Annotated in this window: 9 protein-coding genes and 1 rRNA gene; 2 read left to right on the top strand and 8 right to left on the bottom strand. The window is 55.9% G+C overall.

Annotated elements, in window-relative coordinates; all coding sequences use genetic code 11:
• A 5S ribosomal RNA gene (gene rrf / locus J3U88_RS26195) occupies positions 1 to 85 on the top strand; the annotation flags it as partial.
• Positions 86 to 1,236: 1,151 nt separating this feature from the next.
• Here rrf and rocD read toward each other — a convergent pair.
• Positions 1,237 to 2,457: an ornithine--oxo-acid transaminase gene (gene rocD / locus J3U88_RS26200; RefSeq protein WP_207861971.1), complete on the bottom strand. Its 1,221-nt coding sequence runs from the start codon at positions 2,455 to 2,457 to the stop codon at positions 1,237 to 1,239.
• Between the two features lie 566 nt (positions 2,458 to 3,023).
• Between rocD and J3U88_RS26205 the strand changes: the two genes are divergently transcribed.
• Positions 3,024 to 5,891: an SPOR domain-containing protein gene (locus J3U88_RS26205; protein WP_207861972.1), complete on the top strand. Its 2,868-nt coding sequence runs from the start codon at positions 3,024 to 3,026 to the stop codon at positions 5,889 to 5,891.
• A gap of 298 nt (positions 5,892 to 6,189) precedes the next feature.
• Here J3U88_RS26205 and J3U88_RS26210 read toward each other — a convergent pair whose 3' ends face one another.
• From J3U88_RS26210 to J3U88_RS26240, 7 genes are all read right to left on the bottom strand, one after another.
• Entirely contained in the window at positions 6,190 to 6,906 is a 717-nt protein-coding gene (locus J3U88_RS26210; protein WP_207861973.1) for a hypothetical protein, read from the bottom strand.
• 1 nt (position 6,907) lies between these two features.
• On the bottom strand, positions 6,908 to 7,639 hold the full coding sequence (locus tag J3U88_RS26215) for a glycosyltransferase (protein WP_207861974.1): 732 nt from the start codon (positions 7,637 to 7,639) through the stop codon (positions 6,908 to 6,910).
• Positions 7,640 to 7,658: 19 nt separating this feature from the next.
• The gene (locus J3U88_RS26220; RefSeq protein WP_207861975.1) at positions 7,659 to 8,840 is read right to left on the bottom strand and encodes an MptA/MptB family glycosyltransferase; all 1,182 of its coding nucleotides are present in this window, start codon (positions 8,838 to 8,840) and stop codon (positions 7,659 to 7,661) included.
• Positions 8,841 to 8,896: 56 nt separating this feature from the next.
• Positions 8,897 to 9,694, bottom strand: a complete 798-nt coding sequence (locus J3U88_RS26225; protein WP_207861976.1) for a TIGR04282 family arsenosugar biosynthesis glycosyltransferase — start codon at positions 9,692 to 9,694, stop codon at positions 8,897 to 8,899.
• 741 nt (positions 9,695 to 10,435) lie between these two features.
• The gene (locus tag J3U88_RS26230) at positions 10,436 to 12,643 is read right to left on the bottom strand and encodes a protein kinase domain-containing protein (protein ID WP_207861977.1); all 2,208 of its coding nucleotides are present in this window, start codon (positions 12,641 to 12,643) and stop codon (positions 10,436 to 10,438) included.
• A 225-nt stretch (positions 12,644 to 12,868) separates the two neighbouring features.
• A complete protein-coding gene (locus tag J3U88_RS26235; RefSeq protein WP_207861978.1) occupies positions 12,869 to 14,083 on the bottom strand; it encodes a PilZ domain-containing protein in 1,215 nt (404 codons plus the stop codon).
• Positions 14,084 to 14,543: 460 nt separating this feature from the next.
• Positions 14,544 to 14,891 carry a tetratricopeptide repeat protein gene (locus J3U88_RS26240; protein ID WP_207861979.1) on the bottom strand — a complete coding sequence of 116 codons (348 nt, stop codon included), beginning with the start codon at positions 14,889 to 14,891 and terminating at the stop codon, positions 14,544 to 14,546.
• Positions 14,892 to 14,935: the final 44 nt, after the last annotated feature.

Consider the following 14,935-nt stretch of genomic DNA (forward strand, 5'->3'; position numbering starts at 1 on the left):
GGTTCCCATTCCGAACACCGTAGTTAAGTCCGATAGAGCCGATGATACTGGGGTTCGACCCTGGGAAAGTAGGTCACTGCCAGAGCCACACACTGAAGAGCCCGCGAAAGCGGGCTTTTCTTATTTCCGGCTGTTTGTTGGTTCCCAGCGGGCGGGCTCGTTGACGATCTGGGAACAGGTAATGCATGTTGGTCGATCCGGCGTATACCGGCCGTGGTTTTCCGATAAACGGAATGCATGGCGGGGTGGTTGATCGGGCGTATGGCGGCCATGGTTTTCCGATAAACGGAATGCCTGGTGGGGTGATTCATCCGGCGTGTGCTAAACGTACACGCACACCGCCATGCGGGGCCCATGCTTTATTTGAACGTGAGGCGGCGCCGAACCTCTTCCCGCTGCCCTGGAGGGGCTAACTATGGCAGCCCGGGGTCAAGGAACGAAGTGACTGCAACCCTGGGTCGCTTCGATTAACCGGAAACCCAGTCCTGAAGGGACTGGCGGCGGAACCCTTTCCACCATCGGAACGCCCGTGAAAAAATCGTCACCTTTGTTGGGTTCCTGATCGGAAAACCGAAACGCTCGCGTGGCAACCCACGGAAAACCGAAACGCCCGCGTGGCAAGCCACGGAACACCGAAACGCCTGCACGGCAATCCACGGAAAACCGAAACGCTCGTTTGGTTTCTCGATGACATCGGCGTATCCCGAAAGGGCTTCGGGGCCGGCACTTTCAGCGCCTGCGTTTCGGAAACCGCGGTGACCCAGGGTAGGTCCCTTTTTCAAAGGGCCCGACCCTTCGCTGCCATAGTTAGTCCTTACAGGACAGCGGGTTGTGGTCCGCCTTCGGCGAACGTTTAAATCAACGGTGGGCCCGGCATGGCGGTGTGTTCGTCCCTTCAGGACGAACGGAACGAACGGGATCGCATTGGTCGGGATTCCATCGGTGGTTGCAACGACGCCCCCAGGGCCAACCGTGATGGGAGAACGAACCGGATCGCGATGGTTGGGACCACATCGGTGGTTGTAACGGCGGCAAGGGTGCGAACCGCCATGCGGGGGAACGAACCGGGTCGCGATGGTTGGGATCTCGTCGGTGGTTGCAACGACCCCAAAGTGCCGAGCCTGTACCGTGGGACGAAATGGGAAACATGCCTGACGGCGGCATCCGCGTCCAAATGAAAAAGCCCGCCGGACGTTTTCACGTCGGCGGGCATTGCCTGTTTTTTATGCGTGTTGGTTATTCGGCGTCGGTCAGGACGCGGGCCAATAGATCCAGTGAACCGTCCAGTTGCTCTTTGGTGATCACCAGCGGTGGGGCCAAACGGATGGTGTGGGTGTGGGTTTCTTTGCAGAGCAGGCCCTCTTGTTGGAGGCGCTCACAGAAACGACGGGCGCCACCCGCTGAGGGATGCAGCTCAATGCCGGCCCAGAGACCGATGCCGCGTACTTCCTTGATGTGTGGGGAATCAATGGCGCGAACGCGTTCCAGCATGTAATCGCCGAGTGTCGCCGATTGTTCGATCAGGTTCTCCTCGACGAGGACGTCGAGCGCGGCCGAGGCAACAGCGCACGCCAGTGGGTTACCGCCGTACGTGGAGCCGTGGGTTCCCGGGGTGAAAACCTTCATGAGGTCTTCGTTGGCCAAGAACGCGGAGACCGGGTAGATGCCGCCGGAGAGCGCTTTGCCGATGGTAACGCCGTCGGGGCGAACGCCCTCGTGCTCAAAGGCAAACATGCGACCGGTCCGGCCGAGGCCGGACTGGATTTCGTCGCAAACCATGATAATGCGGTGTTCATCGCAAACGGCACGCAGCTCTTTGAGGAAACCCTTGGGTGGCATGACCACGCCGCCTTCACCCTGAACCGGTTCGAACAAGATGCCGCAAGTGTTTTCGTTGATCAGTGCCTTTAGTGCGTCCATGTTGCCGTACTCGGCCACGTGGAAACCCGGCGCGAAGGGACCAAATCCCGCGGTGGTGGTGTCGTCGGTAGAAAAACCAATAATGGTGGTGGTGCGGCCGTGGAAATTGCCGTCCATGACGATGATCTCGGCTTTGTCCGCCGCAATCCCTTTGTGCTCATAACCCCACTTGCGCATGGCTTTGATCGCGGTTTCTACCGCCTCGGCGCCACTGTTCATCAACAGGGCTTTGTCGAAACCGGTCAACTTGTTCAGTTTCTCCAGCAAGGGCGGGAACTTGTCGTTGCGGAACGCGCGCGAGGTTAAAGAGAGTACTTTGGCCTGTTCGGTCAAGGCTTCGACGATGCGCGGATGGTTATGACCCTGGTTGACGGCTGAGTAAGCGGCCAGAAAATCGAGATAACGTTTGCCTTCAACGTCCCAAACATAAGCGCCTTCGCCGCGGCAAAGAACGACATCCAGTGGATGGTAATTGTGTGCACCGAATTTTTCTTCTTGTTCAATCAGTGCTGTTGAGCTTTGTGCAGTTGTCGACATGTGGAAACCTCCAGAAAATCCGCCAACCCCCCGTTGTGGTGGTTTTCGTGGCGTAGCGCGAAGAGCCTGGCGCCAAATTCTCCATACTCGTGGATACGGTTCGTACCGTCAAGCAAAAAGGAAATACCCTTTTGCGACCCGAAATCGGTTGCTTGGCGCGGCCTTCGCGGGGCAGCCCTGTCGGAAGAGCCACCCCTAAATTATCAAGAAAGTTGTGATACAAGCTAGTGTGCTTTTGAAAAAAATATTTCACTCTGGTTAGAAAGAAGTTACCTTACCCACCCTTTTGTGAAAAATCACATTCGGTGAAGGTGGCGCGGGTCACACTATCAACTTATTGGCGGGAAGGGCGATGAAAGGTAAAGGGGAACCTGGGACCGCGCGCTTCCATGCATCGAAATCGACCGGCGATTCGGTCCATGCGAAAGGGTTCTTTCCCAGGGTGTATCGGTAGCCAAGAACAGGTGCAGAATCAAAAGGTTACCGGACTTAGAAAAACAAGCATCTGCTGTTATGATTACACCTTGGCAAGGTCCAACATTCATCGATTCTACCGCGAGGCGCCGATGTCCACGAACTACCAACGTTTTGAACAACACCAGCTCATTCTCGATTTCCTACTCAATCGACAAACCGGTGTGATGACTTTTTCTCCCGGCAGCCGCCACCTCTTTTTTGAAGAAGGTAGTTTGGTTTATGCAAATTCTGAGGAAGAGAACGAGCATTTTTCCAACATCTTGGTTGAAAACGGCGCGATTCGGGCCAGTGATTTAGATGATGTCAAAAATGCCCTGGCGCCTGGTGAAAGCTTAGGTAAAGCGCTGAAAGCTAGACGCTTGGTGTCTTCGCAGCAACTGGCCCAGGCGCTTAAATTACAAATTACCCGGGTGGTCCAGCGCTGTTTGGAAATCGAAAGCGGAACCTATCAGATTCAAGAACAACCCTTGCCCGCGAAATTGCCCAAGCTCAAAATTCAAACCTTGGGTCTTTTGATTCGCTCCTTTCTTCGCCTCCACGAAACGCGTTTCTTGCGGGCGCGGCCCGATGTGGAAAGCTTATGGCGGCACACCAACGACTTCCAAACTTATTTAGGCCGTATTGATTTTCCACCCGCTTACCAATCAATCCTCACCTTCGTTTCCGAACACCGACGTTTTTCATTGGGCGAGTTGTCCGACTACATGGAATGGGATGAGGAACAAACGCAACGCATTTTGTACCTGTTCCAATTGATGAAAATGCTGGAAGAAGAACCGCAGCCTGAAGTCATGCCGGTCGCCAAGGTCACGGTTTCGCCACCCATTGTCGATACCTCGCCTGTCTATGAAGAGGCGACCCCGCTGGAGTTGGGTGGGGAAGAGGACGCTCTGGCCACGGTAATGGACGAGGAACCGGCCCTTGATCTTTTGGATGATTCCGAGGAAAACGCGCCTTTGGATGTAGATCACCTCGTTGATCCCGAAACCCAGCCGGTTGACCGCGGCGCCCCCGCGTCGGAAGAAGAACCGGAAGACGACGAACCACTTTCCTTGGACGAGGCGCTGCATGAAGCGGAAGACCCGCTTGGCGATCTCAGTGAAGCGCCGGTTTTGGAAGACGAAGCGCCTGTATTGGAAGACGAAGCGCCTGTATTGGAAGACGAAGCGCCTGTATTGGAAGACGAAGCGCCTGTATTGGAAGTCGAAGCGCCTGTCTTAGAAGAAGACGACTATGACCAAGAGACGGTGCGTATGTCATTGGATGACGCGCGACTCGGCGGCGTTGCGGCGGAGGAAAATCCCTTGGCCGAGGATCCCGCATGGCAAAGTGAACCGGAAATGGTTCTGGGTGACGGGGCTTTGTTGGCTGAAGGACCCGAGGACGATGGGTTGGATGATGCGGATGATCTGCTCGATGATGCGGATGATCTCCTTGAGGCCGATGCGGTGGATCCACTTGAGGCCGACGGCATGGATCCACTTGAGACATCCATCTCCCAGCCCCCGGTTCTTGAGGAAGAGGACGAGGAACACGACACCCTAGACTTTGACGAACCGGTGGTTGCCGCTGAAGCGGAACAATCAATGGATGTGAACGTTGCAGAGGACACCTTGCCCAACTTCACGCCTGCCGATTTAGAACAATTACGCGAGGATGTGCGTGAGCATGCCCGCCACGACGATCCCGGTTTGCCCGAATCCGCCTATGATGAAACCAATCTCGAGGCTCAAAACTTTGATTTAGCCGTGGAAGAACCCGCTTTTGAGGAAGATGACGATCTTGAAGACTTCGAGGTTTCCGATCTGGATGATGAAGACGATCTCCTTGGGGAAGAGCTTGAAGCGGCAGACGATCTCAATGTGGCGGATGCCTTCGCCGCCGACCTTGAAGCTGAGAACGAATTCAATGTTGCCGACGAATTCGCCGCCGATCTTGAGGCGGATGAACCGGCGGCGGAAGTGGATGAGGGCGGCGCGGATCCTTTTGCTGATGAACTTGAGGCCGACACCGCGGCGGCGCCTATCGCGCAAGATCCGGTGGCTGATTTGAACCTTGCCCTAAAAGGGCTGGACGGTGATGAACCCGCGGTTCCCGCTTTTGACACTGCCGGCGAACCGCCGCCATTGCCCGATCCCGGCTTTGGTTCCATGGATTTGTCGGACGACGAAGAACCCGTATTACAAAAGCCACCTTCGCCTGGTGTCATCTTGCCCGATCAAGACGAAGAACCTGTCGCGGAGCCGGCCAAAACCTCGGGAAGCGGTAACGGCATAAAATACGCCTTAGCCGCCGTCCTGATCCTCGGTCTTTTGGGTGGCGGGGCCTGGCTGTTAAAGGAAAATCAAAAATTAACCGGTCCTGCGACGGCCGACCAACAAGAAACGACCGTGGATGAGCCCGATCCCGCTTCATCGACGGCCGCCAACCAACCGTCGCCTTTTGTTGACGAACCCATCGGCGACAGTGTCGACACGGGCGAGGCCGATGCTCCATTAGGCACGGCGAATGAAGAACCGGCGGCAGGGGAACCAAACCAACCCCAACCCGAAACCACGGTCGCCGCCGCCGACAGTCGCCCGGCTGCCGGCGTTCCCGAAACGAAACCCGCGCCGGTACGCAACGAACCCGCCCCGGTCACGACCTCGCCGCCCGCGGATGTTGACGAAGCGTTGGTCAACAGCGTGGACGCCTTCAGGCAAACCGGGGACGCCTACAGCTTGTCTTTTATGGTTGCTTGCCAGCGCGCCACGGTTGAGAAGTTGATGGCGAAAAGCAGCGCCGTGTACGTTTTCACGCGCCGCTTAAAAGGGCGTGACGAGCCCTGTTTCATGCTGACCTGGGGGCACTTCCCGGATCGTGAAGCGGCCAAAGCGGCCATTCCCGAAATTCCCGCTGATTTGAAGAGCCCCGACGATCCGGCTTGGGTTACGGATATCGGTCCCTATTTGAAATAACCGGTGACCCTAATACGCGGGGCTGTCCCATAACCGCGATCTGCCCAGATCTATTCTGGTGGGCACGGGATTCGAGATTTTCCTAGTCTGCATTGCTTACCAGAAGTTCTGCTGCGGCGTTGAAATAGCTGCGATGACTTAGGTTACTCGGCTGCACCGTTGCAAAGCAACGGTGGGACAGCCTCGACGTAGCGCTGCTGCGCCGAAAGGTCGGCCCCGCTACCTTTGCCCTCGGTCGTAACCTGTGTCCTCACAGCGATTTCAAAGCCTCGCGACGAATTCTGGTGAGCCATGCGGGCTAAGAGGCCGCTTCGGCGGCCTGGGCTATTTCGGCCTCGAACTGGGCCAGTAAAGCCCGGCTTTTTTCTAATTGCGCCGCGATAAAGCGTTTGTTGGGCTGGGCGAAAGTATTTTGAAAAAGGGTATTGTCTTTGCTGACCACCTTTCTCAGGATGATCACGGCCTCTTCCAGTTCCCCGTCGGCGGCATGGAGGCAGGCGCGTTGTCGCGCAAAAACCGTACCTTCGTATTTTTTGCGCAGCCGCGGCAAGAGCAGCTCTCGTGCCGACTCGCGCGGACCGAAAGTCAAAAATGCCTCGATCTGAAGTTCGAGAACCGAGTCATCCTTGGGGAAAGCGGCACGGAGCCGTTCGCATAACTTCAAACATGGCGCTGCTTCTCTTTGGTCGAGGTAGGCGCGGGCGGCAAACAAGCGCACGTGGCGGTGATGAAAGGTATCGAAGGGAAAGGCTTGGTACAGTGCCACGGCCAGATCGTCCCGTTCGATGGTGCGCAAATAATCGATCACCTCGATCAGCCGACCTTCGCCGCGTTTTTCCTTGATCCAGGCGACAAGAATTTGCAGATCAGGTGGATCGCTGTCGTTAAAGCGCCGAAACACACGCTGTAATTGACCCAAGCGGTTGCGTTTCACCAGGTAGGAGAACAGCGCGGCAGGCAGCAGCAACCCGATGATGAGGAACAAGTGGAGATAAATAACATGGATATACGACATTTCACGTCCTTGCAGGTACCGCTTTGACCGGCTCGAGGAACCGGTACTTAAAGATGGTGTAGAGAATTTTGGTGCCGGCGCGAACACAGCCGGAAAGCGTGCCGGAAATTTTCGATTGCCCGATGCGGGCGCGGTAGCGAACCGGGATTTCGCTGGTTCGCAAACCGTGGCCGAGCGCCTTAATTTGCATTTCGATGGTCCAACCAAAGTTGGTGTCCGCCATTTGTAGGCGTTGCAAGGCGTGCCAGCCGATGGCGCGGAAGGGGCCTAGGTCGCTGTAATCGGCGCGCCAGAACAGACGCATCAGGCGCGTTGCCAGCCAGTTACCAAAGCGTTGCGTGATGGTCAGGCTCCCTTTTTCCGCGACACCGCGTGTACGCGAGCCCAGCACCATGTCGGCTTCGTCGGCCAAAATCGGTGCCACCAAGTCGCTCATGTGATCGGGGTGGTCGCTGCGGTCGCCGTCGAGGAAGACCACCACATCGGGTGGGTCCTCCGCCATCGCGGCCAGCCCGGCCAGACAGGCGCGACCATAACCGGCGACAGGGCAATCCACCACACGGGCACCGGCCGCTCGTGCTGCCTCGGCGGTGCGGTCGGTCGAACCGTTGTCGACCACCACGATGGTGCGGACCAAGTCGCGGCTGATCTCCTGCAGTACCAACGGCAGGGCGGCTTCCTCGTTGCGGGCGGGGATGAGCACGTCAATGGTGGGTGAGGGTTGGGTTGTCACGGGTTCCTCCCTGGGAGAATCATCGCCGAGGGCGTAGTTGGATGAAACAGAAAAGCAGGCCCACCCATTCCACGATGAGCCAAAGGGTGGGGAGGTGCCAGACGCCCGCGAGGTGCCAATTGGGTAACACGCGGTAGGAGAGGCAACTAAAAACGTAAGCCGCCAGCAGCCAAGGGTGTGCTTTGGAACGGGTCAACGGCAGCAGCCACAACAAGTACCAAGGATAAACGGTTGGGCTCAAACAGAGAAGGGCGATCCAGGCCCAGCAAGCGCGGTCGCGCACGCGCCAAGGGCGCAACCACAGCCAGAGCCACGTGAGCAGCATGATTCCCGTGAGCAAGGCGCGTACCCAAGAGGCCGGTAGGGCGGGGTAAAGGGCTGTGAAAAGGGGGTTGTTGAAGTACCAATGTAACGAAAATGCGCCGGGCGAGCGCAGCAGGGCGGCGCCGTCCTCGGCGAACGGCAGATACAACAGCAATGAGCCGGCCACGCCGAGCACCGCAAACTGAAGCTGCCGCCGTCGCGGCCAATCTCGCCAAGGGAACAGCGTGAGGACCACCGGGACCAGTTTTATGCCGAACAGGGCGATCCCCGCCGCGGCCCCCCGCCACAGTCGGCCGCGTTGCATGAACACCAGCATGGCGTACAGCGCGGGAATTCCGAGCGCATCCAGGTGGGCGTTCCAGAGACCTTCTACCAGCAGGAGCGGATTTCCCAGCAACAACAGGGTTTGCCGCGTCGATAAGAAGGCGCGGCAACTAAGTATCGCTAGCAGCAGCAGGCACTTCCATGGGAACACATGGTGGCCGAGTGCATCGGCCGCGCGGAAGGCGAGTTGGCTGAGTGGTGGGTAGATCGCGGGAAGATGGGCGTGGTTGATGGCGGGTTCCGCCGGATGATGGAGTTGGTCAAAGAGGGTGTCCGGTGGATGGGCAAAGGGTGAATAGCCGTGGTTTTGGACGTGGCCTTCCCAAAGGTAGCGATGGTAATCGTCGCTGAGTCGGGGGGGGGCCGGGAGCGCGGTGATGACAAAGGGAAGGATGACCGCGAGAAGCACGCGTGAATCGCGATGTTGCTGGTGGAGGCGTAGCCAAGCCAAGCTGTAAAGGAGCAGGGCGACCGGGTAAGGTGCCCAGCTCGGTTGTGCGAGCGCGGCGAGCCAAGCGATCAAAGCGGTGACCGCGAGCGTGGCAAGGCTCACGCCCTCGCCGAGGCCTGGGGCAAAGCCGCGTGGGCCTGTGGGAAGCGGCGCCTTCATCAGAACAGTTCGGAATCGATTTCCTTATCTTTGACGATCAGCTCGTCGATGGGCAGGCTGTTGTACAGACCGTCGTTCAAGGATTGTTCCATGCTTTGGATTGCTTGGCGCTGCTGCTCGGTCATTTCGGTTGAATCGGTGGTGCGCAGGGCGATGAGGTCGATCTTTTTGGCGAGAAAGTGTTCTTCCGGTAACTTGCGCCGGAACGCACTGAGATCGTCGATGGTATCGATGTCTTGTTTTTCTTCCAGTTGGTGGACCGTCTTCTCGCGCACTTCAATTTTATCGAGGGTGGTTTCCAGTACGGTTTCGGTGCTCCAATGGATGTCCTCGAAAAGCCAGGGGTTGTATTCCTTGAGTGCGATGAGATAGTATCCGCCGTCGCTGGCCGGACCGACCACGAAATCGTGGTGATCGAGTTCGCCGAACATGGCGTCGATGCTTTCCTCGCTGAAGCCAATGCAATCGGAGCCGATGAGGGCGATTTTTTGGTAACCCTCGTCAAGCGCACGGTCGACGGCGCAGCTCAGACGGGTTCCCAGGTCGCCGCGTTCTTGTTCCCAGAAGGTCCAGTTGGAGCCCAGCCAGGTTTCGAATTGTTCCTGGTCGTGTTGCGGATCGTAGCAGAGCACCAAGTCGTATCCGCCTTCCATGGGATAGACCTCGGTAATAAGGCGCTCGGCCAGTGAGGCGTAAAGGTCGACGGCGTGTTCGTCGCCAATCTCCGCGGCGAGTCGGGTTTTGACGTGGCCGGGTGCCGGAAACTTCAGAAAACAAATCAGTGCGGACGATGTCATGCTACTTCCCATTTTTCAAAATCATCAGCCCGGTCACGGGGAGCGGGCCTCCCATGGTACCAGGATTTTAGGGTTCCAAGGATACCCTTGCGTGGGTTTGATGGTGGTTGCCGGCGGGAGAGGCTTGGGATGGGTCATTTTTCAGGAATGCAGGATGAAAAGAGGCAGGCAAGGATGAATCGAGGATGCGGATAAACCCGTAGCTTCGTTATTCAGAATCAATGCGGGATGATTGCCAATGTTTAACATTCGTAAAGTGGGTCTACCCCAAATGGGTGGACAGTTAATTAAGCAACACGCGCTCGGGCATATCGCATTTATCCGAATTCGTTTGGGCCGGCGCCTCCCAAGGTTGAGAATAAATGGGTGACAGTCACCTTCAAACGCCGGCTAAACAAAGAACGGGTTTATCCGTATGCGCGATCCATCATGCGAGGGAACAACCGCCCATCGCCATCCTCTATCAATCCGGGCATCCTGAGAAAAAAAGAATCCCAAGCCAAACTCCGGTTTAACAACCGCCTAGCCCGCATTTCTCACAAGGATTCGTCGCGAGAAGCAGAAAGCCTTGTGAGTACGAAGATTACGACCGAGAGACGGAACAGGGGTCCGACCTTTCGGCGTATCAGCGCTACGGCGAAGGCGGCTCGACCGAGTAACGCCGCCCCCTCGTAATCCCATGGCTTTCGGCTTCGTAGCAGCATGACTTGTGAGAAATGCGGGCTAGATCCGCCCCTCTTTTTAGAGGACGTTGGATTGGAGTTCGTCGATAAGTTCGTTCATGTCACCGAAACGCATCATGCTGTTTTTCATGCAGCATTTTTTGATGATTTCGGCCAGCCAGAAAGGGAGGTTCCGATTGTATTCCATGGGTTCGGGCAGCGCTTGTTCAATTTGCTTGAGCATGATTTCCTGGGCGGTTTTGGCCACGAAGGGTTCGCGCAAGGTGAACATGAAAAACATGACAATCCCAAGTGCGTAGATGTCGGTGCGGTTGTCCGTCAGCGTGTTTTGGATTTGTTCCGGCGCCATGTATTTGGGGCTGCCGCTGATGCTGCGTTCTTTGCGGGTGTTGGTGACCTTGCGGGCAATGCCGAAATCCAAAATCTTGGGGATGAAGTCGTTGGTCACCAAAATGTTTTGCGGCTTGATGTCGCGGTGTACGACGGATTGATCATGGGCTGCTTGCAGGCCTTCCGCGATTTTAATGATCAGTTCGATTTTTTTGGGAACGCTGTCGTTGGCTGAATTGAGGATGTAGCTTTTTAGCGACTGGCCCTCGACGTGCTCCATGGTGAAATAACCGATGTTGTTCCATTCGCCGATGTCGAATACTTTGATGATGTAGGGGTGGGTTAAGTCTCGTGCCGTGATCAACTCGGTTTTAAGTTCCTCAAAGTTACCGCGGTCGGCTAACAGGACTTTGAGCGCGATAATCCGATCCAAGCTCAAATCACGTACCTTAAAGATGGAACCCATACCGCCCTTGCCGATGGTTTGGATGATTTTGAAGCGATCCGCGATCACCTCGCCCACGGCCAGGTCATCTGGAGAAAAAATACTTTTTGAATTGCTCAGGCTGGCGTCGGATTTGGGGATCAGGTTGGACAAGCGTTTGAGCCGCTGGCGTACATCGGCGTACCCGACCCGGCGGGCCATGACCCGTTCGTAGTAACGGCGTGCGCTTTCCAAATCGTGTTCTTCTTCCAGGCAGCGACCCAGCAGGTAGAAATACAGGATATTGCTGTCGTCCAAACCGGCCGTGGAGGTGATGTCCTCCAACAATTTACGCGAAACCGAGAATGCGCCCTGCTTAAAAAAGATCTCCGACATGATGCGCTTGGCATCCATAAACCGGTCGTCGTCGGGATCCAACATTTGCAGTTGTTGGAGCGCGTCGTCCAGGCGGTTCAACCGGTACAGGCACTCGCCCGCTTTGTAGCGGTTCTTGGCGTGGTGGTAAAGTTTTGCCGCGTGCCCATATTTTTTGAGGTGTTCGTAACAGGCCGCGGCCTCGCCAAACAACCGAACCTGCTCGAACAACAGCGCCGATTTTTGGAAATCGTGGGCTTTCTTGTACAAATCAGCCGCGGCTTTGAGGTTGCCGCTTTTTTCGTGGTAAAAAGCCGCTTCCTTGTAATTGCCCAAGTGTTCGTGGGCGCTGATGATGAGTTCGAACTCTTGACTGTCTTTGAGCAGCGTGACCGCCTCACGGTAGTTGCCCCGCGCGATGGCGATCCGACCCAGGAGCACCCGACCCTCCGGGCTGTGTACGCCCTTGAGCAGGTTCATCGCGGTATCGAGTTGGTTCATGTCCAGGTAGAGTTGGGCCGCGCGAACCGGGTTGTTGCCTTTGGCGAAACATTTGGCCGCGGTTTCGGTTTGGTTGAGCTGTAAAAAGATTTCGCCCGCCGTGGCAAAGCGCTTGGCGCCGACGTGAAGGTTGGCAATCCAGGTCTTGAACTTATTAATTTTGACCTTGCTGTTAGGACCGCTGTCCTTTTCCAGCCGTTCACATAACAGAGTGAACATTTCGATGGCTTTATTGAAGTTCTTGATTTTTCCGTAAATCACGCCGGCTTTTTCGTGAAAACCGAGCTGATCGTAAATCGCCGCGGCATTGGGGAGGTCGTCCAGTTTTTCAAGCAGCTCGGCGGCTTCAAACAACAAACCATGCTGCCGGTAAATTTCGATGGCGCGGGTTGGATTTTCCTGACGCAAGTGAAAATCGGCGATCTCCTGCGGGGTTCCGTTTTTTTCGATCAGCTGCTGGGCTTTTTTGATTTTGTCCATCATCTCGTAAAGCTTGGCTGCTTCCGAGAAATTGCCGGCCTTGAGGTAAGCCTTGATCGCCGCTTTGTTGTTTCCGTCTAATTTGTAAAAATCGCCGGCTTGGGTATAGTCCCTATTGCTCATGGCGAGACGGGCTTGTTTGGCCCAGTTTCCCATCGGCTACCTCGAGGCGTTCTATTGCAGGAGAAATGTCGTAATCGACCTTAGCATTATAACCCGGCCTATTGGAATGAGGCATCCCAGCTTTTGCCGTTCTTCTATCATTTTAACGTGCTGATCCCTTGCGGCAAATAGCTTTGTTTGGATCGTTTAGAATCCCAGGGTTCGGCTGGATGAGGGGCGCCCGGAATCCGCCGCGGTCGGGTTAATTTAGAACGGCGGTTAACTGTTCAACGCCGATAGAAACTCGCCGGGTCCACTGATGGGCAGGGGGATCACCGTTTCAATTTTCATCATTTTCAATTTGATGAGGTCTTTACTGGGAATGTCGTTGCCGCAAATAACAACCTTGCGCTCCTTGAGGACGCCCATGTTGTTGATTTTCTCCAACACCTCGACGATGGCCCGTCCCTTGAACTCCGTGCCACACAAAATCAGCGCGGGTTTGTCCTCGGTGATGACCTTAACCGCCCGAATCGGGGTGTTGCAGACCGCGACCGCGAAGGGGCTGTTGGGCGCGTCCAAAAAGGGGACTTCGCGCAACACATCGTCGCCGAAAACCAACAGGGTCGGTCGGTTAACCGCGTCGCTTGCCGGTGGCGCCTCCTCGCTTTTTTGAGGGGCCGTGGTGGGTTGCGGCGGCGCTTCCTCCGCTGTTTTGGCCGTTCGCTCGCTCGCGGGTGACGCGTCGTCGCTGCTGTTTTTTGTGGTGGCACTGCTCTCCGCGCGGGGAACCGCGCGCCGCTCATCCATTTCTTCACGGCGTTTCTTTGAACGTCGCACCGGTTTGAATTCCAGCGTACGTGGCTCGATAAAGCGCAGCAGCGCCGTGTAATCTTTCTTGGAAAGTTTGGCGAACTCAATCGCCAAGCGCCAGCGCCCGTCGCGCCAGACCCGTTTGGCGATTCCCGACAGTTCCATAAGCTGGCAGCCCGGTACCTTGTTGATCTTAACCATGGCGAGTTTGGTGCCGGGTTTAAACAGGTTTTCATTGGGTGGGATTTCGCGTTCATTGGCCAAATACATGGCTTTTTCAATCGTGAGCGAAATGCCGCCGGTACTAATATCAACCGCCATGCCGAAGACGCCGTTGCCGCTGCCCAGTCCTTCTAAGACCGTGACCTTTACCTGTTCCCGCGCCGTGAAGGAGCAGCGCAGGTTGCGACGCCGTTCGTGGTGTTGAATCCCTTTTGGAACCAGGATATGCGGTTTTTCATTAACGAGCGCAAATTTGGTGCGGAACGTCCACCATGTCCGGTCCAAGGCAAAACCGACATCCAGATCGGTGCCGTGGGCTAAGCCCGGCAAAAGGTCCTGCTGGATGCGAATTAATTTGTTCTTCTCGTCGAAAAACAAAATGTCTGTCTGGACGGACTTCTTTTTGACAAACAAGGTAATCGGCACGCGTTTGCGGTATACCTCGTCAATGTACCCCATCACCTCATCTTCGGTGCTGATGGTCGCGTCATTAGCTTTTGATTTTTTTCTTGAAAATATCGGCACGGGTTTTGGCTCCGAGGTGAGACATGGTTTGTTAACTCTATCGAAGCAAAGTGGGAATCCCTTTAGGGCTGATAAACCTATTAATGAGAATTTTTAACATGATTGCGCGCCCGTTCGGGTCGCGCGACTGCTTCGACGCCGCCGGCGTCCCTGGCGAACCAAGGCCGCGGCGGTATTTTTTGACCGGTTGTCTTGCCGATTCCTTGCGACCAAGTTTGCTGGTCCGGGCTAGGTGAGACCCATCAACGGGTTCATCGTGAGACGGGTCATGCTTGCCGGCATCACGGTGGATGTAAGGCGACGCCTGTTGCGGTCCTAATTAATGCAGGCGCGGTTTGCGTTTCGTTCTTTTCTTACGGAAACCGCGGGGCATAGGTTGAACACACCGCGGCGCTTACAGGTCTCTCGCCTGTGTACCCGTGCCGTTCATCATGTCGCGCATGGCACGGCGACATTGGGCTTCCAATCGAGCGTCGGGTTGGGTTTCTAGTTCGCGCAATATATAGCGGTAATCTTCCAGGGCGCGGCTGTAATTGTCCAGCCCGTATTGGAAAATCTGAGCGCGCTGGAGGTACAAATTTAATCGGTTGGGCGCAACGCGAATGCCGCAATCCAAATAGGCAATCGCCTTGGGCAGGTCCTCTGCCAAAATGGCTTGTTTTGCTTTTAAACAAAACGGCTTTACCAAGTCTTCCTGACAAAGCTCAGGCTTGCGGCGCAACAAATTCCTAAAGAACTTCATTGTCCCTATATCCTTTGATGGAAAAATATTTATCTAGTAAACCA

Origin of the sequence: Acanthopleuribacter pedis (genome assembly GCF_017377855.1) — a bacterium.
Taxonomy (GTDB): Bacteria; Acidobacteriota; Holophagae; order Acanthopleuribacterales; family Acanthopleuribacteraceae; genus Acanthopleuribacter; species Acanthopleuribacter pedis.